Source organism: Oceanisphaera sediminis, assembly GCF_039539745.1.
Lineage (GTDB): Bacteria > Pseudomonadota > Gammaproteobacteria > Enterobacterales > Aeromonadaceae > Oceanimonas > Oceanimonas sediminis.
Map to the genome: position 1 here is coordinate 76,145 of NZ_BAABDS010000010.1, position 21,136 is coordinate 97,280.

Sequence of the window (21,136 nt, forward strand, 5' to 3'; positions counted from 1 at the left end):
ATGAGGCAAGCATGAGAAAAACAGCGGGTTTTACCCTGATCGAACTGGTTATCGTTATCGTTATTCTGGGCATTCTGGGTGCCGTGGCCGCGCCCAAGTTATTTAATCTGCAGGGTGATGCCTATGGCGCCAACCTGAACGCAATAAAAAGTTCTATTTCTTCGGCTATGACCATGGCTAATGCCAAAGCACAGATTGAAGGCAATCTTGACGCAGATGGGACCGCAAGTACCACTGTTGATGCTGATGGTAAAGGCTCTATCAAAGGTTATGACTTCATTGCTTTTACTAATGGCTACCCTGATGCTTCTAAAGTTATAGAGGGTAAAGAAGATGCACCTGCAGGTATACTGGCGACTTTAGACAGTTTTGATACAACACGTTATAACCTAGACGATACAACAACAGATGGTGTTTTAACCATATCACCTAAAACAGCAGCTACTACTGCTGAATGTGTGATTACATATACTGAAGCTTCCAATCCGAGCACACCAGCTACAGTAACAGTTGTTACAACAGATTGTTAACATGCATACGTTATAAGGCGGCTTAGGCCGCCTTTTTTAACTCCATGACCAAACTCCGTGGTTTTACCCTCATCGAATTGATACTGGTGCTGGTGCTGCTGGGCATACTGGCGGCGGTGGCCTTGCCGCGGCTGCAGTTGGGTAGCCAGTTCGAACAACGGTTGCAGGCGGATAACCTGGTCGGGTTGTTGCGCTTGGCGCAGTTGCGAGCCATGAACGATCCGAAAGCTTTAACCAATGACATTGGTTTTAAGCAATGTGGGCGGGTTGTGATTGCCAAAAATGGTTTCTCCCTTTCCAAAGACTGTAATTCTGCCGTATTGTTAACGAATGAGCAGTTAAAGTCCGCCGAACAACAAGGTCTGTTTTTGGGTAAAACCGGACTGAATATTACGGTGGAACCTACTTCTTTTACGCTACCGCTCGTATTGCAATTTGGCAAAGAGCCAGATAATGCTGCCGACAAAAATTATCTTAGTGAAGACAGCCGCTTGGGGCGTCCCTTTATTAATGATACTCGGCTTGCCAGACCCCTTGAAATAACGATAGGCGGCAAAACCGTCCACATCGAAACCGAGGGTTATATTCATGCGCCCTAGTCGTTATCGCCGTAGTCATACTATTAGACGCCGTAATAGCGGCGTCAGCTTGGTGGAATATGTACTGGGGCTGGCGATACTGGCCATCGTGCTGGTCGGCGTTGGACTCTTCTTTTTAAGCCAGCCACGCCTGCTTGATCCGGTGTTTCAGTTCAGAGCCGTGTCACTGGCCGAAACCCTGTCCGAACAGGTACTGGCGGTGAAATATGATGAAAAAAATAAGCCCGAGAAACAGAGTAGATGCTCTGTCAATTGTACCAAGGCCAAAAAGTTCGGGGTCGATGGGTCAGAGAGTCAGTTAAGTGACTTTAATGATGTGGACGATTTCCAGCTTTGGTGTAATAACGGCGAGAGTGGAGCTACGGGCGCTATTGATGGTGAGGAGCTCGCTACGCAACTGAATTTACCGGAAACGCAGCTATATCGACGTTTTACGGTAGAAACCTGTGTTGCGGTTAATGATGATGACCCTGCCAATATTTTCAAACAGGTAGAGATAAAAGTCAGCATCGATAAGGGTTCCACTCTTTCCTTTGTTCTGCACAGGTACAACATTCGATGAAGGCGCGCGGCTTTACCCTGATCGAGCTGGTGATCGTGCTGGTGCTGATTGGCATCAGCGCCACCTTCAGCACCCGTTTCATCGCCGACATGGCCGCCGGCTACGTCGGCACCGCCGAACGCGGCCAGGCCCTGGCCGGCGCCCGATTTAGTCTGGAGCGCCTGCGTCGGGAATTGGCCTTGGCCTATGGCCCCAGTGTGTATATCAGTGATAGTGAAGATGCTCACTGCCTTTCCTTTGTACCTGCTCGGGCAGCCGGTATCTATCAGGGCTCGGTGAAGAGTGGGGCAGTCACTTTTGTGATGCCGCTCAGCCTGCAGGGAATAAGTATCAAGAATAGTTATATGGCTATTCGTGCCGATAGTGGCGATGAAGCATGGGATGACTATCCAGCGACTGCACCTGAAGACGTACATGAAGTGAATAAAGAACCATTTTCAGTCAGCTTCAATATTGAGGATGTTTTTGATACTGCAGTTAGCTTTAACCGTGAAGGTCTTGGTCTGCGCTATACCCTGCTAATGCCCGAACAGGTACGCTACTGCCTGCGCAATGGCGAGCTTGAGCGTGAGTTAAAAAGCCCTGATGAAGACTGGGGAAAAAGCAGCCTGATGATGACCGGGATCACAGGAGATAAAGTTTTTTTGGACTATGATGAGTCCAATCAATTGATACAGTTGGAGCTTGTTTTGAACACTCGCGACGGTGATTTGGTACTGCCCGGCCAGTTGCAGGTGACTTATGCGCCTTGAGGGTTCAAGACAAAACGGCAGCACGCTACTGAGTGTGTTGTTTATCATATTGGTGCTGGCGGGCTTGATGGCCGGCTTGGCGACCCTGTCGGGCCAGAGCAGCCAGAAACTGGTATATGAAGTGCTGGCGCTGAAGTCCCGATTAGCCGCCGAATCGGTACTGGAGCAACAAGTTTTTTTATTGCTGGATGATATCCATGCCAGCGCCGCAGTTCCGACCAAGGTAGGGGGCTGTGACGGAGACGTCAGCGTCTCGGAACCGAGTACCGCCGCCGGTGTTACTCAGGTAAATGTGATCGCGAAAGGAACTTGTAACACCGGTCAACTGACGGTGATCCGCAATATTGAAGTTGAGGTGATTGATGAATAAAGCCACATTGTTTTATCTGACCGCCTTGTTTGCCTCGGCACCGGCGCTGGCATCGAGTATTCCTGCACTCTTTCCTTATGCCGCCCAAAGCCATGATAAAAAGGGTGAAGTGGAAATGAGTTGGAGTACCAGCATTAATGGTACTAATGGTGGTATGCTGGACTTTAGAAAGAAAGATGATCTAAAAGGTCAGTGCGATAACATAACCTGTACTATTTCAGGTGAATACACAAACTCATACTCACTTCCTAAGTTCAATCGCTCTCCATTCGAACTTCCAGCCTTTAAAAAAAACAACTCCTCTTTTGAGGCCAAGTGTAGTGGCTCCGGTACTATAAAATATGATCGTGGTGAATACGAAAAAGTTGAAGCGCAGGGAAGTTGCAGGTTGTATCTTGCAAACGCTGGTGACGTGTTAATAAAAGGAGACTTGTCGGCTCAAGGAAGTACAATTATTTATCTTGATAGTGGTAGTTATTGGCTTGACTCATTGAAGTTTTCTGGTAATGCCAAGATTGTCATCAATGGAGATGGTGATGTTAACTTTTATGTTAAAGATAATGTTGATATCTCTATCAGCAATCAGGTGGGCAGCCCGTCACAGAAAGTGAATATATTTCATTACGATAGTGACCAAGTAAAACTGGGTGATAATGCTACCTGGTATGGAGATATAAAATCTTACGGCGATTTTGAATTGCAAGGCAGCAGTAAATTTTATGGCGCAGTACAAGCAAAATCTCTTGAGCTATCTGGTAGTACCAGACTGTATCTTGATGCCGGCACATACTGGTATGAAGAGGTTGATTTACAGGGCAGCGCCAGAGTAATACCGCAAGGTGAAGAACTAACAACCTTTTATATTGAAGAAGATTTAGAGTTGCAAGGTAGTACCGAGCTGGGTACCAGTGAAAACCCAATTCTGGCCTTTGTATACGGTGACGGCGATGATGACGGAGAAGCAGAGCTTGAAGGCTCTTCCAAGATTTATGGTTATTTATACGTCGAAGGCGAGTTGGAAATGCAGGGCAGCACAAAAATATTTGGTGCTGTAAATGTTGTTGATCTGGAAATGGAAGGCAGCTCTTCTATAAATTACAGCGCAATTCCTGTTGCGGGTGGTGTACGCCATTACCAGCTCAGTTTCGATGTTGAGGCTAATGACCTCACTGCCTATGCCTGTGGTGACGAAGCCTGTAGTGAAGCGCTGCTTTATTCAAGTCCCGCAACACTACATATAAAAGATGGTTTAAATAATAATTCCATATCCAATTTTGATAAGTTTTTGAAAAGTGATAAGGATACTAATCCAAACACCAAGCTGGATAAAAATAAATGTATTCAGTTTGTAGCTAAAAAAGCAGACCCTTCACCTGAAGCACCTCCTGGTTTGCGCTGCTATCTCTCTGACGGCACTCGTCTGCAAAATTGCAAGTTATGTACCGAACAGGATGTGCAGTCTTCTCTTGCTGCATATGTGTATGATGAGATAACCCTTGATGAAGAAGCGTTGGGGGAAGCTGCTCCTGACTTCGACTTTTATATTACTGAACTGAACGGTACCGGAACACTTAAAACTGATAATAAAACCTTGAAAGAAGGCAGTGGCGTCAGTTTTCCGTTAGACCTGACCTACAACAAAGCCGAAGCCATATCACTGACCATCAAAGGTGATAACGGCGATAAAGGAAAAAAGAAACGAGAGGCCGAATATCAGCTTGATCTGGTATTTGTGCCCAAACAACTACGCTGGTCGGCTGCCGACTGTGGTGGTGATAGTGGCTTTTCATACGCAGATCACGCGACATCTTGCGCCATACTGGGCAAGGCCGGTGAACCGGTTGGGCTTACATTACAAGCCTACGGTGAAGGCGATAAACTCATTGATGACTACAGCGCACAACTTAAAGGTATTGTTATTTATGAGCTGACTGCAAAGCTGGAGAAAACAAGAGAGTTTGAACAAGGAGTGTTCGAGTTTAATCAAAAAAGCAAACACAGTTTTGAAACAGCAAGCAAAATAGCCTCGGTGGCATTAATAGAGGCAACGGTGCCAGACAGTTGTGCATCTTACGCCGTTAACAATGATGGCAACTGTATGCTTGAAACCGGTGGCGATACCACCACTGTTGGCCGCACTGTGCCAGACCGCCTGCTGGTCACCGCCGGATCAGGAAAGCTTGAAAATGGCATTGCTTATCGTGGTAAAGAAGTGACATACCACCGAGATGCCCAGAATGAGCCGCTGCAATTACCGTATTTTTCTGTTACGGCCTGTGCTGCCGGTCAGAAGGATGACAAGTGTGAACTGCCATCCTACACTGATGAATTTGCTGCTGGCCTTGACTTGTATGCCAGCCTTACTCAGGAACTGTTGGGTAATGAGTTAGTATGGCAAAGGCAGGATGATGGCACCGGTGAACATATCTTCCGCCCTGATGAGTCTTTTACCTTTGCTAAAAATGACCCTGAAGCAGAGCAGTCTTTGCATATACCATTGAGTCTGAACCTTACAGCGCATGATCAGCTGGATGAAATAACAGTGGCCACAGACTTTGCCGGTGAAGATGACACCCTGCGCTTTGGTTTTATCACCCTGATGGATACGGAAATTAAAGTGGGTGAGGAGGGTGCCATGGCCAGCAAGCTGCACTATTATGGCGAAAATCTGAACACGCTTAAGGAAGACGGCCTGACTGACTACACACTGTCATTCGGCACGCTCGATGCAAAACTGAAGGATGGAAACAGTTTGCCTGACTTGTCACTCAGCCTGAATGACGACAAGGTTGACGTCGCGCCCTACAGCAGTGAGCAAAAAGACATAGAAGTCACCATTGAAGGCTTGCCCGTTTGGCTCAGACCTGAGCGAGACGGAAGTCTGAGTCATCCCGAAGCCCGGCTGGACATTCTCGACCAGCCGCGCCGCCGGGCCAACGACAGCACCTTCAACCGCCGCGAAGTGATCCGTTAATCTCCCTTTACAGTGCCGCCTCGTCAATGAGGCGGCATCGGTTATAGGGCCTTTGCGTTTTCCCCAATAACCCGGTACTTTATATGGCTAAGGTAGCCGAATGGCTACTTTACGTGCCAGAGGTGATCTGGCATAAGTGAGGTTTGTGACCGCTGTCAGAGTACAAACACAATTTTTAATACAATGGTTTTACTTTTTGTTTACAATTAATTATTGTGATTCAACGACAATGACTTAGCACATAAGGTAAGGATGCCGAGCCGTGCAAAATACCATCAAATATCAGGAAGACCGGCAACCCATCATTGAGCTCTCGGCTCCTTCTGCCGGGCGAGCATTGAAGTTCAAGCGTCAGTTGCTGCAGCACGTATTCGATCACTCGATAGAGTCAATCATGGTGACCGACGAAGCTGGCATTATCCTGCAAGTGAATGCGGCCTTCAGCGAAATCACCGGTTACAGTGCCGAAGAGGCCATCGGCCAGACGCCGCGGCTGGTGCAGTCGGCGCGGCACGAGCCCGGGTTTTACCAGCAAATGTGGCTGCAGTTGCAACAGAGTGGCAGCTGGAGCGGCCAGGTGTGGAACCGGCGCAAGTCGGGCGAGGTCTATCTGCAATGGCTCAATATCAATACCCTCACCGATGATGAGGGGCGTATTACCCACCGTGTTGCCATCGGCCACGATCTGAGCGGCGTAAAGTCGACCCATCATGAACGCACTCTCTTTACCTTCAAGGATCCGCTCACCCAACTGGGTAATCGTCAGCTGTTGACCAGCCGGCTCGACCAGGCCTTGGCCGAAGCCGAGCGCAACAGGATACGGGTGGGCTTGATGGTGATCGATGTGGGCCGCCTGCGACCGGTTAACGAGGAGCTGGGCCTCGCCTGGGGCGATGATGTATTGCGCCAGCAGGCCCGTATACTGCAGGCGGCGGTTGACGAAGCCGACACCCTGGTGCGGCTGCAGGGCGATCAGTTTGCGGTGTTGCGTCACAGTCGGGCCGGGGATGTCACCATGGCCCAGCTGGCCGACAAGCTGCTGGGACTGCTGGGCCAGCCGATAGTGCTGGCCGATCAGAATATCGTCAGCCTGCAGCCGAGTATCGGCATCGCCATTTATCCGCGTGACGCCACCGACAATGCCGGTCTGCTGCAGGCGGCAGAGCATGCCCATGCCATGGCCAAGCGGGGCGGACGCAATCGATTTCAGTTTGTGGATCAGCGCCAGCACGACCTGCACCACCGGGAATTGCTGATCGAACACAGCCTGCATCATGTGCTTAACACCGCCGCGGGCGAAGGGTTGAGCCTGCATTATCAGCCTCAGGTGTTTCCGGGCAATGGCCAGATCCTGGCGATGGAAGCCCTGTTACGCTGGGAACATCCGCGATTGGGGGCGATTTCTCCGGCCGAATTTATTCCGGTGGCAGAGCAAAGCGGCCAGTCGGTGCGGCTGGATCGCTGGGTGATAGAGCAGGTCTGTGCCCAAATCGCCGAGTGGCGGTGCCATTATCCGCAACTGCCGGTGGTGTCTATTAACCTCAGTGCCCAGCAATTCAGCCAGCCGGACTTTGCCGACTGGTTGCAGGCCTGTATCAAAGAGGCGGGTATTCAAGCCGAGTGGCTGAAGCTGGAAGTGACCGAAACCGCCATGATGATGCATAAAGACACCTGTGTGATGATGCTGGGCCGCTTGCGTGAGCTGGGCTTCAAAATCTCGCTCGATGACTTTGGCACCGGTTATTCGGCGCTGGCCTGCTTGCATCAGTTTCCGCTGGACGAGCTTAAAATCGATCGCAGCTTCATGGTCGAGGCCAGCCTTAACGAGCGGGCCTTCATGTTGCTGAAAACCATTGTCGGTCTGGCACAGCAGTTGTCATTGAGCCTGGTGGTCGAAGGGGTAGAGCAGCAGCACCAGCTTGATTTGTTGGCCGATTTTGGCCCGTTGATGGTGCAGGGCTACTTTTTTTACCGGCCCTTGCCGGTGGTCGACGTCATGGGCCTGCTGGGCGAACGGCCTGCAAGCTAGCTCGTCGGCGGCCTGGTGTCGGGCGCCTGCAGGTACCGTTGCAGGCGCTCGCGTGCTTCGTCGTTCAGTTCAAGCCCCAGCTTGGTGCGACGCCACAGAATATCATCTGCCGTGCCGGCCCATTCGTGGGCTATCAGGTAATCCACTTCCTTTTGATACAGCTGGTCGCCAAAGGCCTCACCCATATCCTCCAACTGCTCACACCCCTGCAAAAACCGGTGGCACAGGGTGCCATAGCTGCGCACAAAGCGTTGCAGCAGGGCATCCGGCAGCCAGGGATAGTGGCTGCGTAACGCCTCGGCCAGCCGGGCCTGGGTGCTGAAATTGCCGCCCGGCAGCACGGCGGTGTGGGTCCAGGCCGGTCCGGCTTCGGCAAAGAAACGGCACAGGGTAGTGGTGGCGTCGTTGGCCAGCAGGCGGTAGGTGGTGAGCTTGCCACCAAACACCGACAGCAAGGGCGGCTCGCCCTCGGGGGCATCCAGCTCGAAGCTGTAATCGCGGGAGGCCTGCTGCGCCTCACCCTCTGCGTTGTCGATCAGCGGGCGCACGCCGGAATAGCGCCACACCACCTCCGCCGGGCTTGTGTGTTGTTTGAAATAGCCGTTAACCAGGTTGCACAGATAGGCTACCTCGGCATCGTCGATGGCAACCTTTGCCGGATCTCCCTCGTAATCCACGTCCGTGGTGCCGATCAGCGAGAACCGCTGCTGGTAGGGCAGCACAAACACGATACGGTTGTCCTGACTCTGCAGAATATAGGCGGCGGGCTCGTCGTGCAGCCGTGGCACCAGAATATGGCTGCCCTTGACCAGTCGCAGCTGTTTGGGGGAGGGCATGGCCAGGGTGTCGGCAAACAGCGCGCTGGCCCAGGGGCCGGCGGCATTGACCAGCGCCCGGCTACGGCACTGTTGCCGCTCGCCGGTAACGGTGTTCTGCAGTGTCAGGTGCCAGAGGCCGGCTTTACGCCGCGCCTGGATGCAGCGGGTCCGGGTCTTGATCTCGGCGCCGCGATCAAAGGCGGCCTGGGCGCACAGTACCACTAGCCGGGCATCGTCCACCCAGCCGTCGGAATACTCGAAGCCCCTGGTGATGTGCGGCTGAAGCGGGCCGTCGGGCCCGAAGCGAATGGCGCAGGATCCGGGCAGCCGCTCGCGCCGGGCCAGGTGGTCGTAAAGAAAGAGGCCGACGCGAATCATCCAGGCCGGACGAAGATGCGGGCGATGAGGCAGACGAAAACGCAGTGGCCACATGATGTGGGGCGCGCTGTTGAGCAGCAGTTCCCGCTCTATCAGCGCCTTTCTGACCAGGCCGAATTCGTAATGCTCCAGATAACGCAAACCACCATGAACCAGCTTGCTGCTGTTGGACGAGGTGGCCGAGGCCAGGTCGTTCATTTCACACAACATCACTCGCAGGCCGCGACCCGCCGCATCCATGGCGATGCCGGTACCGTTGACACCACCGCCGATCACCAGCACATCGAAAAGAGGAGAGTCTGTTGTCATCTGGTTCCTTATTGGTTGTTATACCAACTTGAATAAAAAAATGATCTATTTCATTTCTGTGTAAACGTCGGACAAAGGGTCCGCTCCAGCGACCCGCTTCGAGCACATCCATGTGACGCTCAGCACATGACGTCCCTGTCATGTGATGGTCGGCGGAGCAGATCCCTTTGTCCTCCTGATGCTGCAGAGTCTCCTGTTGGCGCTGTCTGCGGGCAACTCGGTGTTCAATAAGAGGCAACAGAGATCGACTCCCACGACCGTGAAATGCCATGGACGGCATTTCCCGAGCCCTCAGGGATGAGTTTATGGCGTGTCGTGGGAGACGGCTGTGTTGCCTCTGGCCTAAGCCCTCAATATGGCTATCACCCACGCTCTTCCCAGTCTCGTGAACGCGTTACCGCCTTCTGCCAGCCATGGTAGAGGCGGGCCCGGGTGTCCTTGTCCATCCGGGGCTCAAATGTTCTGTCCAGCGCGAGGGTGGCGGCCAGCTGCTCGGTATTCTGCCACAGGCCGACTGCCAGCCCGGCGAGAAAGGCCGCGCCCATGGCGGTGGTTTCGGTTTGCCGCGGCCGCTCTACCCGCGTGTTGATGATGTCGGCCTGAAACTGCATCAGAAAGTCGTTGGCCACGGCGCCGCCGTCTACCTTGAGTGCGGAAAGCACAAGGCCGGCGTCTTCCTGCATGGCGTCCAGCACGTCGCGGCTCTGGTAGGCAATGGCCTCCAGGGCGGCACGAATGATGTGATTACGGTTGCTGCCTCGGGTCAGGCCCACCAGGGTGCCACGGGCATAGGGATCCCAGTAAGGGGCGCCGAGGCCCACGAAAGCCGGCACCAGATACACGCCATTGGTGTTGTCGACGTGTTCGGCAAAATAACCGCTGTCCTGTGCCTCGCGGATCAGGCCCAGCTCGTCGCGCAGCCACTGAATAATGGCGCCGGCCATGAATACCGAGCCTTCCAGCGCATAGTTGACTTCCCCTTTGGCGCCAACCGCCAGGGTGGTGAGCAGGCCGTGGCGAGAGCTGACTTTTTGCTTGCCGGTGTTCATCAGCAAAAAGCAGCCGGTGCCGTAGGTATTCTTGGCCATGCCCTTGTTGAAACACAACTGGCCGAACAGCGCGGCCTGCTGGTCTCCGGCGATGCCGGCAATGGGGATTTCGTCGTTGGCGCCGAGGCGGGCCTGACCGTAGATTTCACAGGATGACTTCACCTCGGGCAGCATGGCGGCAGGAATATCCAGCTCGTCCAGCAGGCGCTGATCCCATTGCAGGCTATTGATGTTGAACAGCATGGTGCGGGAGGCGTTGGTGTAGTCGGTGACGTGCACCCGGCCTTCGGTCAGCTTCCAGACCAGCCAGGTGTCTATGGTGCCGAACAGCAGCTCGCCGTTATTGGCCTGCTCACGGGCGCCGTCTACGTTGTCCAGAATCCACTTGATCTTGGTGCCGGAAAAGTAGGCATCCAGCACCAGGCCGGTATTTTCCTGCACATAGTCGGCCAGGCCTTGGGCTTTCAGTTGCTCGCAGAACTCGGCGGTGCGACGACACTGCCAGACGATGGCGTTGTACACCGGCTTGCCGGTGATTTTATTCCACACTACCGTGGTTTCGCGCTGGTTGGTGATGCCGATGGCGGCAATCTGCTCGGGATCTATGCCGGTTTTGGCCAGCACTTCGGTCAGGGTGGCACGCTGGGTGGCCCAGATCTCCATCGGGTCGTGTTCGACCCAACCAGCCTGAGGATAAATCTGGGCAAAATCGCGCTGGGCAATGCCCTGAATGCGCGCGGCGTCATCGAAGATAATGGTGCGAGACGAGGTGGTGCCCTGATCCAGAGCCACCACATAGGGTTTGCTGTGAGGCCGTTTGGTATGTGGCATGGGGGACGCTCTCCTTATCGAGTGATCATGGCAGTACGAGGCCCCTTATCGTACCCAGCCGACGCACTGTTTGGGCAGGGTAGGGCGAAAGGGCGTGCGTGGCCCGCTGGTGATTTCACCGGCCTTATCGTTCAGCCAGCTGGCCAGCTCCCGGCCGCAGCCGGTGCCGGCGGGCACCTGTGCCTGAGGCTCACACAGCGTATCGCCCTTCGGGCAGTGCAGCCGCACATGAAAATGGCTGGAATGGCCAAACCAGGGCCGCAGCCTGCCGAGCCAGTCGGCGTCGCCGTAAGCCTTGCACATGGCGTTTTTAATCAGCGGGTGCACGAAGATACGGCTGACCCGCGGGTCTTGCGCCGCCAGCGCAATCAGCTGGCGCTGGGGGTCACGAAAGTGGGCATTCAGAATGTAGTGGCGATGATCCACCATATCGACGGCTTTTATGTTTTTCAGCCGGCGGGGTGATGGCTGCGCGGGGGGCGGGCGCAGCCAGATATCCGCATCCAGCCCGGTCTGGTGGCTGCGATGGCCATATTCGAACGGGCCGCCGCGCTGCTTGGCGATATCGGCGACCAGTATCGGTGGCAAGTCGGCTTGTCGGGTTTTCTGCCCCAGGGTCTGCAGGTAGTCGATTAACGGCGGCTGGCCATAGAAGCGCTCCCGGGTGCTTCTGATCACATAAAAACCGGGCCCGGAAGCGGGCAGGGCCCGGGCGTTCATCTGGCAACCGGCCGCGTAACCACCGATGGCCTGGGCCCACGACAGCGTGGGCAGCAATAACCCCAAACAAAACCAGAAGCCGAATCTCAACCATCTGACCATTTCAGTGCTCTCCCGAATGCCCACATGACACCATTATTTATGGTTGCGGTTTTTTTTGCTAGGGTTGTGCCCCTTTTGACCGATGGAATACAAAAATGACAGTGCAGCGCTTATCCCTGCCGCAAGTGCTTGAACAACCGCTGGAGTTTGTGTCGAGCCCGCCCGCTCTGCGGTTTTACCTGACGCATGCACTGGTATTGCTGGCCAGTCTGGCGGCGGTGGGCCTGTCGTTGTGGGATGCACAAACCGGTTTTGGTCTGATCCACTGGGTAGGCCTGATATTCGGTGGCACGGTTCTGCTGCTGAGCCTGTGGCCGGCCAGTTGGAGCCGACAACGGCTGATTAACCTGGCGTTCGACCGTGAATATCTGTATCTGATCAACGGCAGTAACAAACAGGCTATGGCCTTGCCGCGTGAACGGGTACGGGCGGTCAACCAGGGCAAGCTGCCCGGCCACGACGGTGCCATCATCGCCTTTACCCTGGATCTGGCACTGAACGAGCAGGAGCTGGCCCAGGTTCACGAGACATTGGCTACCCAGGCGGAAGCGCGTTTCAAGCTGGATGAAGACTGTTATCGGTTCGGTTTTGTCGGCAACTGGCAAAACCGGCGCCAATTGCTGGCGGCCGTGTCGGTACTGGCGCCGGCCATCGTCACCCCCGCCGCCGTGGCGGACGAGGATGACGATGATGATGATTGGGATGACTGAGGCGAGTTATACCCGAAACGCGGCAACCACCTGACGCAGTTCCCGCGCCTGAGCGACAATGTCGCTGCTGGCGCGGGAGTTATTACGAACCGCCTGGGCGGCATCTTCGGTGATATCGCGGATCACCACTACATTTTGCCCCACTTCACTGGCGACGCTGCTTTGCTGCTCGATGGCGGCGGCGATTTGGGTGGCCATGTCCGAAATTTCGGTGATCTCCCGGGTGATGTCGTTGAGCACGGTTTCTACCGTACCCGCCTGCTGACTGCTTTCCCGGCCTTCTTCACTGCTGCTGTTGATCATTTTGACCATGGCGCCGGTATTGGCCTGCAGGGAGGTGATGATGCCGGAAATTTCTTGGGTGGCTTCCTGCGTGCGCCCGGCGAGCGCGCGCACTTCATCGGCTACCACCGCAAAACCGCGGCCCTGTTCACCGGCCCGCGCCGCTTCAATGGCCGCATTCAACGCCAGCAGGTTGGTCTGTTCGGCAATACCCTGAATCACTCCCAGCACATTGCCGATGGTGTTGCTCTGGGTTGACAGCGCTTCCATGCTGCCGACGGTGTTGTCCAGCGTATCGGACAGGCGACGAATACGGCTGATGGCGCCCTGCACCTGCACTTGTCCCTGTTTGGCACCGCTGTGGGTAGAGCCGGCCTTGAGCGCGGTGTTTTCGGTGTTATGGGCGATCTCTTCGATGGTGGACACCATTTCGGTGACGGCGGTGGCCACCATCTCGGTTTCTGCCTGTTGGCGTTCGATGTCGGCGCTGGTGCGGGCCGCGTTCTCCGACAGTATCTCGGTGGTGTGATTCATGGTCTCGACCGCCTCGTTGACCTGGCGGATCACCCGTTGAAAGCCGCCGAGCATGGTGTTGAGGACTTGCGCCATTTCGGCGAGTTCGTCGTTACCTTGCTCTTCTACCCGCAGGCTGAGATCGTGGCTTTCGTGAATCTGTTGTACCCCTTGCTGAATGCGGCGGATGGGCAGAAAAATGGAGCGGGCGATCAGCAGGGCGATGACCGAGGTCAACAGCAACATGGTGATAAACATCACCATCGCAAGGGTGCCGGCCCGTTCGGCATGCTGGTGGGTCAGTGTTTCAACGTCGCTGACGGTTTTATCCAGCAGGGTTTCGGTGCTCTGAATGGCTTGTCGCATGGCTAGTTGCAGGCCCTGATCGCTGCTGAGACCGAGGCGACGGGCGCCGTCCGCATAACGATGAAAGCGATCCTGATAGGTGCTGGCCAGTGACAGTGTCTGTTCCGGCATGGCCGCCCCGCGCAGCTGTTGCTCCAGGGTGGTAAAGAGGGTGTCGAATTTGTCGAGATAGCGGGGGTCCTGGCGCAGCATGAAGTCTTTTTCGGCTCGGCGCAGTTGCAGCATGGTGACCAGTATTGAATCGGCATTATATTGATTCAGCGCCTGTTCAATGTCGTGCACCGCGGCCCGCAGTTCACCGTTGAGGCCGGATTCATGATCGAGCCCCATCAACTGTTGCGCCTGCACCAGTTGTTTGAAATGGTGACCGTATTCGCTGAACCGCTGGCGCAGGGTGTCTAGGGCTCGTGTGTCGAAGTCGAATTCAGTCAACAGTTGTTCCAGCTCGTTCAATAGCTGCTGATTCTGTATCAGTATCTGCTGAAAGTCGGCGGCGTATTTCATATCGTGCCGGCCGAGAAAGTCCTTTTCTTCCCGGCGCAGGCTCAGCATGCCGGTGTCGAGCGACATGGCCAGTTCGGTGCCATGGTTTAGCGTCTTGATGGTACTGAGGGTCCGGGCGAACAACACGAAGAGGGCGGCCATGGCCAGTATGACCAGCAGGGTATTGAGCCCCAGCTTATGTTTGATTTTCATTAATGCTCTCGGTGATTATCTTTAAAACAGATACAACGACAGGCCCGAACACGATCTTCAGGCCGTACAGAAACAGTGGCTTGCTGGCGAGTGACGCCAGTGATGCTAGCAATCAACGCAGATAGGGATTGTGCTGTCGCTCATGGCCGAAGGTACTTTCCGGGCCGTGGCCGGGCACGAAGGTGAACTCGTCGCCCAATGGCAGTAGAGTCGTGAGAATGGCGTTGATCAGGGTGGCATGATCGCCACGGGGGAAGTCGCTGCGACCCACGCCGCCGTTGAACAGCACGTCACCGACAAAGGCCAGCTTTTGTGCCTCATGTACAAGCACCACATGGCCCGGAGTGTGGCCGGGGCAGTGATAGACGTCCAGTTGCTCGTTCCCCACGCTGACGGTATCGCCCTGGCTAAGCCAGCGGTCGGGCGTAAAGCCGGAAACGGGATCGAAGCCGAACATCTGCACCTGTTGATCCAGCGCTTCTATCCAGAAGGCATCGTCTTTCCCTGGCCCGATGATCGGTACGCCGGTGTTGGCCACCAGCTCGCCGGTGGCGCCCACATGATCCAGGTGGCCGTGGGTCAGCAGTATGGACTCCAGCGTCAGGCCATGCTCGGCAATGGCCGCCAGCAGCCGTTCGGTTTCACCACCCGGATCGATCAGGGCGGCCTGGTTGGTGGCGCTGCACCACACCAGGCTGCAGTTCTGGGCGAAGGGGGTCACCGGCAGGGTGATTTTGTTCAGCATCTGTTCATAGTTCCTTTAACATAATGCGCCTCAAGACGCAGTCTGTGATTCGGGCCGGTTGGCCAGCCACTCGGCCAGCTCGTCGGCTTCGCCGCGCTTGATGATACGATCTTCCTTATCGACCTGATGGCGGCGATAGATGGGATCGTAATAGCGGCCGAGCAACTCGGCGATCCACTCCTGATGACCGTCACTGCCAAAACCCTGTTGCTGCTGATGAATGGCATCGGTCATCTGTTGTGACAACCGGCGCCAGTCCCGATCGCCCAGACGTTTGTACAGCCGCTTTAGGCTGTCTTGCAGGTAGGCTTCCAGCCGTTCCATGTCGTCGTTGAAATGGCCTTGCATCACGTCCACATAATCGTGCTGAATCTGCCGTACCCGTTGCTCGAAGGGGACTTCCAGCAACAGAATGGGTGTGCGCTGCATGCGCAGGTACAGGCTCTTCGGCAATGGACAGCGGCCGATCATGGCGCTTTCGTCTTCCACCAGCCAGCTGCCGATGCCGGCCCGGCGTTGCTTGAGCCGGGCGATGGCCAGCCGGTTCTCGAAGTCGATGGGGGTGGGCTGGGGCTCGCCCCAGTGGCCGAAACTGGAGCCGCGATGATGGGCGCAGCCTTCCAGATCCAGCGCCAGCGGGGTGCGGGCCAGCCAGTCGGTCTTGCCGCTGCCGGTCAGCCCTGACAGCACGAAGCCCGGCTGTTCAAAGCCGGTCTCGATTTCCTGCAGCAGATGACGACGCAGTGCCTTGTAACCGCCCTCTACCCGGGTCACCGGGCGCCCGGCATCACTCAGCCACTGCTGTACCGTCTGGCTGCGCAGGCCGCCGCGAAAACAGTAGATGACGCCGGTCGGATGCTGCTCCAGCCAGTTGAGCCAGCCCTGCAGCCGTTGCTCGCGCAGCTCACCCGCCACCAGTTGGTGGCCCAGCTCGATGGCCGCGGCCTGGCCCTGCTGCTTGTAGCAGGTGCCGACCAGGGCCCGTTCTTCATCGCTCATCAGCGGCAGGTTGTTCGCATGGGGGTAGGCCCCCTCGATAAATTCCACCGGGGCCCGCAAGTCCAGCAGGGGAATATCATCGCCCAGTAGCTGGTCGTAATCGGCAGTCAGCTCGCTCATGTTACTCACCGATCACCTCGATACGATGCTCACCGGCGGCGGTCAGCTCGCCGATGGGGGCCAGTTGCAATTGGTGTTGGGCGGCCAGGCTCAGGAAGGCGTCAACCGACTCGGGCCGCACCGCCACCAGCAGGCCGCCGCTGGTCTGCGGGTCGCACAGAATGTGCTGCTGGCGTTGGCTCAGCGGGGCCAGCTTGTGGCCGTAGGCATCCAGGTTGCGCAGGGTGCCGCCGGGCACGGCACCGGCCTGCAGGTAGTGATCCACCGCGGGCAGCAGCGGAATGGCATCCATCTGCAGCCGGGCGCTGACATCGGCGCCTTCGCACACCTCCACCAGGTGACCCATCAAACCGAAGCCGGTCACATCGGTCATGGCGCTCACGCCCTCCAGCGTCGCGAAGTCCTGCCCCGGCTTGTTGAGCTGGCACATGACCTCGGCGGCCAGGGTGGCGTGCTCGTCCAGCAGAACGCCTTTTTTCTGGGCGGTGGACAGAATGCCGATGCCGAGCGGTTTGGTCAGAAACAGCAGGTCGCCGGCGGCGGCGGTGTCGTTGCGCTTGACCTGATCGAGCGCAATCTGGCCGGTGACCGCCAGCCCGAAGATGGGCTCGGGGGCATCGATGCTGTGGCCACCGGCCAGCGAGATACCGGCGTCATGACAGGCCTGACGGCCGCCGTCGATCACCTGCTGTGCCACTTCCGGCGCCAGCAGGTTGACCGGCCAGCCGAGAATGGCGATGGCGGTGATAGGGGTGCCGCCCATGGCGTAGATGTCGCTGATGGCGTTGGTGGCGGCGATGCGGCCGAAGGTGAAGGGGTCGTCCACTATCGGCATGAAGAAGTCGGTGGTGGAGATAATGCCCATGCCGTTGCCAATGTCGACCACGGCGGCGTCATCCCGGCTGTCGTTACCAACCACCAGACGCGGATCGGTGAAGCGGGGCAGCTGGCTGTGCAGTATGGTGTCGAGTACTTTGGGCGAGATTTTGCAGCCGCAGCCGGCGCCGTGGCTGTATTGGGTCAGGCGAATAGGTTCCACTTGGGCTTCCTTGGAGTCACTAACGGAAAGGCCATATGTTACTCCTAATTACCGCAGGGTGCATCCGGAGCAAAAGAACGGACACCACCTTATGTAGGGTCGAATTTATTCGACCAATGGTCGTGGCACCTAATATAAGACGGTCGAATGAATTCGACCCTACGACATACAAACAAACAGTGTCTTTATACGTAGGGTCGAACCATGTCATCAAAACACGATTAAGTGCAGGATTAGCTTCTTACCAGGCGCGGACCACCAGGCCTTTCAGGTAGTGACCTTCGGGATAGGCGGTGCCGATGGGATGATCGGCGGCCTGATTCAGTCGCTCCAGGATCTGGGCGTCACGGCCGGCGTCCAGGGCGGCGTCGGCGACGATTTTCTGGAACAGATCCTGAGTCATCAGACCGGAGCAGGAGAAGGTCAGCAACACGCCACCGGCATTGAGCAGCTGAAAGGCCAGCATATTGATGTCTTTATACCCACGACAGGCCCCGTTCAACTGCGCCTTGCTGTCGGCAAACTTGGGCGGATCCAGCACGATGACGTCGAAGCGCTGGCCCTGATCCCGGTATTCGCGCAGCAGCTTGAACACATCGGCCTGTTCGAATTTGGCCCGGCTCAGATCCAGCTGGTTCAGCTCGACGTTCTTTTTCGCCAGCGCCAGCGCCGACTCGGACATGTCCACGTTCACCACTTCGTTGGCGCCACCCTTGAGTGCATAAACGCCGAAGGTGCCGGTGTAACTGAAGCAGTTGAGCACCCGCTTGTGCTCGCAATAACGGGCGGCGATACGACGGTTGTCGCGCTGATCCAGATAAAAACCGGTCTTGTGACCCTGCTCCACATCGACCAGGATGCACACGCCGTTGTTTTCTTCGATGGTGACCGGCTGCTCCGGCAGGGTGCCGGCCAGCAGGCCCTTGCGCTCTTTCAGGCCTTCTTTCTTGCGTACCGCCACATCGGAACGCTCATAGATGCAGGTATCCGGATAAAGCGTGGTCAGCGCCTTGACGATGGCGTTGCGCCAGCGTTCGGCACCGGTGCTCAGCAACTGGCAGACCACCACATTGGCGTAGACATCGATGGTCACGCCGGGCAGGCCGTCGGACTCGGCGGCACAGAGGCGATAGCCGGTGAGACCCTGCTCGGCAATCATCGGCTGGCGACCGGCCTTGGCCCGTTCCAGGCGACGCAGAAAAAACGCTTCGTCTATCGTTTCTTCTTGATCGAAGGTCCATACCCGGGCCCGGATCTGAGACTGGGGAGAATAGAAACCCCGGCCGAGCCACTGGCCTTTCTGGCTCAGGATCTCGACGGTATCACCGGCATTGGGCTGGCCCTGTACCTTGTCGACGGCACGGGAAAACACCCAGGGGTGGCGACGAAGAAGGGACTTTTCACGTCCGGCGATAAGGGTAATGGAGGTGGTCATAGGCTGGGCTGCTAACAATAAAAGGGCCATAATTCTAGGGGCGTGCGGGGTAAAACACAAACAGGGAGCGAGCAAGATGACCGAGATAGCAAAAATAATCCGGGTAAGCGGCACGGTACAGGGGGTGAGCTTTCGTTTTTACACCCAGTGCGAGGCGGAAAAGCTGGGCGTGCGCGGTTATGCCCGCAACCTGCCGGACGGCCGGGTAGAGGTGCTGGCCGAAGGTGAGGCCGCCAGGGTGCGGCAACTGGTCAACTGGCTGCGGCAAGGCCCCGACACGGCGGTGGTGAACGGCATCAGCGAAGAAGACGTGGCCCCAACCGGGCACCACGGCTTCGAGACCGGTTGACGGCTTGATCTCGATAGCGACACCCCCTCCCAACCTCCCCCTGGCGAAGGCCCGTCGTTATGCCTGTGATGCCGCAGCCAAGGGGGAGGGGCAAGTCTGGCGCCGTTCTGCTCCCTCCCCTTGGCCTGTGTTCGGCAGAATGACAGCGAGGTGCAACGCAAGGGGAGGGTTGGGGAGGGGTTACGGCAGGGGCCATACGCATACAAAAAAGCCCGGCTGAGCCGGGCTTGGTCGTTAATTCGCGAGATGGTCAGACTTTCATCTTGGCATCCAGCTCTTCGATTCTGGCCTGCCAGATGGCGGGGCCGGCCACGTGGGCGTTGTTGCCCTCGCTGTCGACCGCGACGGTCACCGGCATGTCTTCCACTTCGAATTCGTAGATGGCTTCCATGCCCAGATCTTCAAACGCCAGTACCTTGGCCTTCTTCACCGCCTTGGCCACCAGGTAGGCGGCGCCGCCCACGGCCATCAGGTAGACGGCCTTGTGCTGCTTGATGGAGTCGACGGTGGCCGGGCCACGTTCGGCCTTGCCGACCATGCCCATCAGGCCGGCCTGCTCCAGCATCATGTCGGTGAACTTGTCCATGCGGGTAGAGGTAGTGGGGCCGGCGGGGCCGACCGCTTCGTTGCCGATGGCGTCAACCGGACCCACGTAATAGATGAAACGATCCTTGAAGTCCACCGGCAGGGTTTCACCCTTGCTCAGCATTTCCTGAATACGTTTGTGGGCGGCGTCGCGACCGGTGAGCAGCTTGCCGGATAAAAGCACGGTCTCGCCCATCTTCCACTCGGCAATGTCGGCGCGGGTCACGGTGTCCAGGTTGACCCGGCGCACGTTCTCGCCCACTTCCCAGGTCACTTCCGGCCAGTCTTCCAGTTTCGGCGGCGTCAGCTCGGCGGGGCCGGAGCCGTCCAGGTGGAAGTGCACGTGACGGGTAGCGGCGCAGTTGGGGATCATCACCACCGGCTTGGAGGCCGCGTGGGTGGGGGCAGACTTGATCTTGATGTCCACAACCGTTGTCAGGCCGCCCAGCCCTTGAGCGCCGATGCCGAGCTTGTTGGCTTTCTCGAAGATTTCCAGCCGCAGCTTCTCTTCGGTGGTCTCGGCGCCGCGTTCGATCAGCTCGTGAATGTCGACCGGATCCATCAGCGATTCCTTGGCCAGCACGGCGGCTTTTTCGGCGGTGCCGCCGATGCCGATGCCGAGCATGCCCGGCGGGCACCAGCCGGCGCCCATGGTGGGCAGGGTCTTCAGTACCCACTCGACGATGTCGTCGGACGGGTTGAGCATCACCATCTTGGACTTGTTCTCGGAGCCGCCGCCCTTGGCGGCAATGGCCACCTCGACCTCGTTGCCGGCCACCATGTCGATGTGCACCACGGCGGGGGCGTTGTCTTTGGTGTTGATGCGACGACCGGCGGGATCGGCCACGATGGAAGCGCGCAGGGGATTATCGGGATTGTTGTAGGCGCGGCGCACCCCTTCATCCACCATTTCCTGCACCGTCAGATCGCTGTCCCACTGCACCTGCATGCCGATTTTCACGAAACAGGTGACGATGCCGGTGTCCTGACACAGGGGGCGATGGCCTTCGGCGGCCATGCGCGAGTTGATCAGTATCTGGGCGATGGCGTCCTTGGCGGCCTGGCTTTGCTCTTTGAGATAGGCTTTTTCCAGCGCCTGCACGAAGTCCAGCGGATGGTAATAGGAGATGTATTGCAGCGCGTCGGCAACGGAGTCGATAAAGTCCTGCTTCTTGATAATGCTCATGGCTTCCTCATGGGTTATCGGTTAGCTCTGTATTGTTATAATCGCCGCTATGATACGCTTGGCGGCCCCCGGCTGGCCAGCCTGAGCG

The 21,136-nt window shown here is 56.8% G+C and carries 18 protein-coding genes; 9 read left to right on the forward strand and 9 right to left on the reverse strand.

All coding sequences use genetic code 11. The features are described 5' to 3' along the window. Positions 1 to 11: 11 nt before the first annotated feature. From ABD827_RS04145 to ABD827_RS04175, 7 genes are all read left to right on the forward strand, one after another. Positions 12 to 530 carry a type II secretion system protein gene (locus ABD827_RS04145; protein ID WP_344962614.1) on the forward strand — a complete coding sequence of 173 codons (519 nt, stop codon included), beginning with the start codon at positions 12 to 14 and terminating at the stop codon, positions 528 to 530. Between the two features lie 44 nt (positions 531 to 574). Beyond that, a complete protein-coding gene (locus ABD827_RS04150; RefSeq protein ID WP_344962616.1) occupies positions 575 to 1,129 on the forward strand; it encodes a prepilin-type N-terminal cleavage/methylation domain-containing protein in 555 nt (184 codons plus the stop codon). Beyond that, complete coding sequence (locus tag ABD827_RS04155; RefSeq protein WP_344962618.1) at positions 1,119 to 1,691, forward strand: type IV pilus modification PilV family protein; 573 nt, start codon at positions 1,119 to 1,121, stop codon at positions 1,689 to 1,691. The genes ABD827_RS04150 and ABD827_RS04155 overlap by 11 nt, the downstream gene beginning before the upstream one ends. Continuing rightward, positions 1,688 to 2,443, forward strand: coding sequence for a prepilin-type N-terminal cleavage/methylation domain-containing protein (locus ABD827_RS04160; protein ID WP_344962620.1), 756 nt, complete (start codon positions 1,688 to 1,690; stop codon positions 2,441 to 2,443). The genes ABD827_RS04155 and ABD827_RS04160 overlap by 4 nt, the downstream gene beginning before the upstream one ends. Beyond that, complete coding sequence (locus tag ABD827_RS04165) at positions 2,433 to 2,813, forward strand: hypothetical protein (RefSeq protein WP_344962623.1); 381 nt, start codon at positions 2,433 to 2,435, stop codon at positions 2,811 to 2,813. The genes ABD827_RS04160 and ABD827_RS04165 overlap by 11 nt, the downstream gene beginning before the upstream one ends. Continuing rightward, positions 2,806 to 5,787 (forward strand): hypothetical protein, encoded by a 2,982-nt coding sequence (locus ABD827_RS04170; protein ID WP_344962625.1) that lies wholly within the window; start codon positions 2,806 to 2,808, stop codon positions 5,785 to 5,787. Before ABD827_RS04165 ends, ABD827_RS04170 begins: the two co-directional genes overlap by 8 nt. Positions 5,788 to 6,049: 262 nt before the next feature. Continuing rightward, entirely contained in the window at positions 6,050 to 7,816 is a 1,767-nt protein-coding gene (locus tag ABD827_RS04175; RefSeq protein WP_344962627.1) for a putative bifunctional diguanylate cyclase/phosphodiesterase, read from the forward strand. Here the strand turns inward: ABD827_RS04175 and glpD are convergent. The 3 genes from glpD to mepA form a co-directional block, all read right to left on the reverse strand. Continuing rightward, entirely contained in the window at positions 7,813 to 9,321 is a 1,509-nt protein-coding gene (glpD, locus tag ABD827_RS04180; RefSeq protein WP_344962629.1) for a glycerol-3-phosphate dehydrogenase, read from the reverse strand. The genes ABD827_RS04175 and glpD overlap by 4 nt on opposite strands. 362 nt (positions 9,322 to 9,683) lie before the next feature. Next, positions 9,684 to 11,201, reverse strand: coding sequence for a glycerol kinase GlpK (glpK, locus tag ABD827_RS04185; protein ID WP_344962632.1), 1,518 nt, complete (start codon positions 11,199 to 11,201; stop codon positions 9,684 to 9,686). A gap of 45 nt (positions 11,202 to 11,246) precedes the next feature. Next, entirely contained in the window at positions 11,247 to 12,023 is a 777-nt protein-coding gene (gene mepA, locus ABD827_RS04190) for a penicillin-insensitive murein endopeptidase (protein WP_344962634.1), read from the reverse strand. A gap of 95 nt (positions 12,024 to 12,118) precedes the next feature. Between mepA and ABD827_RS04195 the strand changes: the two genes are divergently transcribed. After that, entirely contained in the window at positions 12,119 to 12,733 is a 615-nt protein-coding gene (locus ABD827_RS04195) for a hypothetical protein (RefSeq protein ID WP_344962636.1), read from the forward strand. A 6-nt stretch (positions 12,734 to 12,739) separates the two neighbouring features. On the opposite strand, the gene ABD827_RS04200 is transcribed toward ABD827_RS04195, so the two are convergent. From ABD827_RS04200 to ABD827_RS04220, 5 genes are all read right to left on the reverse strand, one after another. Beyond that, positions 12,740 to 14,590 (reverse strand): methyl-accepting chemotaxis protein, encoded by a 1,851-nt coding sequence (locus tag ABD827_RS04200; RefSeq protein ID WP_344962638.1) that lies wholly within the window; start codon positions 14,588 to 14,590, stop codon positions 12,740 to 12,742. 112 nt (positions 14,591 to 14,702) lie between these two features. Next, a complete protein-coding gene (locus ABD827_RS04205; protein WP_344962640.1) occupies positions 14,703 to 15,335 on the reverse strand; it encodes an MBL fold metallo-hydrolase in 633 nt (210 codons plus the stop codon). Positions 15,336 to 15,365: 30 nt separating this feature from the next. Further along, positions 15,366 to 16,454 carry a tRNA 2-selenouridine(34) synthase MnmH gene (gene mnmH / locus ABD827_RS04210; protein ID WP_344962642.1) on the reverse strand — a complete coding sequence of 363 codons (1,089 nt, stop codon included), beginning with the start codon at positions 16,452 to 16,454 and terminating at the stop codon, positions 15,366 to 15,368. Between the two features lies 1 nt (position 16,455). After that, entirely contained in the window at positions 16,456 to 17,493 is a 1,038-nt protein-coding gene (gene selD, locus ABD827_RS04215) for a selenide, water dikinase SelD (RefSeq protein WP_344962644.1), read from the reverse strand. Positions 17,494 to 17,734: 241 nt separating this feature from the next. Beyond that, on the reverse strand, positions 17,735 to 18,928 hold the full coding sequence (locus ABD827_RS04220) for a class I SAM-dependent methyltransferase (protein WP_344962647.1): 1,194 nt from the start codon (positions 18,926 to 18,928) through the stop codon (positions 17,735 to 17,737). Positions 18,929 to 19,004: 76 nt separating this feature from the next. On the opposite strand from ABD827_RS04220, the gene yccX reads away from it, so the two are divergent. After that, positions 19,005 to 19,277, forward strand: coding sequence for an acylphosphatase (gene yccX, locus ABD827_RS04225; protein WP_344962649.1), 273 nt, complete (start codon positions 19,005 to 19,007; stop codon positions 19,275 to 19,277). 250 nt (positions 19,278 to 19,527) lie between these two features. On the opposite strand, the gene ABD827_RS04230 is transcribed toward yccX, so the two are convergent. Beyond that, positions 19,528 to 21,048: a fumarate hydratase gene (locus ABD827_RS04230; protein WP_344962651.1), complete on the reverse strand. Its 1,521-nt coding sequence runs from the start codon at positions 21,046 to 21,048 to the stop codon at positions 19,528 to 19,530. Between the last annotated feature and the right edge of the window lie 88 nt (positions 21,049 to 21,136).

Coding starts and splice junctions, on each gene's coding strand:
- glpK (WP_344962632.1), bottom strand. CDS start 11,201: ATGCCACATACCAAACGGCCTCACAGCAAACCCTATGTGGTGGCTCTG.
- ABD827_RS04220 (WP_344962647.1), bottom strand. CDS start 18,928: ATGACCACCTCCATTACCCTTATCGCCGGACGTGAAAAGTCCCTTCTT.
- ABD827_RS04160 (WP_344962620.1), top strand. CDS start 1,688: ATGAAGGCGCGCGGCTTTACCCTGATCGAGCTGGTGATCGTGCTGGTG.
- ABD827_RS04155 (WP_344962618.1), top strand. CDS start 1,119: ATGCGCCCTAGTCGTTATCGCCGTAGTCATACTATTAGACGCCGTAAT.
- ABD827_RS04205 (WP_344962640.1), bottom strand. CDS start 15,335: ATGCTGAACAAAATCACCCTGCCGGTGACCCCCTTCGCCCAGAACTGC.
- ABD827_RS04200 (WP_344962638.1), bottom strand. CDS start 14,590: ATGAAAATCAAACATAAGCTGGGGCTCAATACCCTGCTGGTCATACTG.
- ABD827_RS04170 (WP_344962625.1), top strand. CDS start 2,806: ATGAATAAAGCCACATTGTTTTATCTGACCGCCTTGTTTGCCTCGGCA.
- ABD827_RS04230 (WP_344962651.1), bottom strand. CDS start 21,048: ATGAGCATTATCAAGAAGCAGGACTTTATCGACTCCGTTGCCGACGCG.
- ABD827_RS04165 (WP_344962623.1), top strand. CDS start 2,433: ATGCGCCTTGAGGGTTCAAGACAAAACGGCAGCACGCTACTGAGTGTG.
- mnmH (WP_344962642.1), bottom strand. CDS start 16,454: ATGAGCGAGCTGACTGCCGATTACGACCAGCTACTGGGCGATGATATT.
- mepA (WP_344962634.1), bottom strand. CDS start 12,023: ATGGTCAGATGGTTGAGATTCGGCTTCTGGTTTTGTTTGGGGTTATTG.
- yccX (WP_344962649.1), top strand. CDS start 19,005: ATGACCGAGATAGCAAAAATAATCCGGGTAAGCGGCACGGTACAGGGG.
- ABD827_RS04195 (WP_344962636.1), top strand. CDS start 12,119: ATGACAGTGCAGCGCTTATCCCTGCCGCAAGTGCTTGAACAACCGCTG.
- ABD827_RS04145 (WP_344962614.1), top strand. CDS start 12: ATGAGAAAAACAGCGGGTTTTACCCTGATCGAACTGGTTATCGTTATC.
- ABD827_RS04150 (WP_344962616.1), top strand. CDS start 575: ATGACCAAACTCCGTGGTTTTACCCTCATCGAATTGATACTGGTGCTG.
- glpD (WP_344962629.1), bottom strand. CDS start 9,321: ATGACAACAGACTCTCCTCTTTTCGATGTGCTGGTGATCGGCGGTGGT.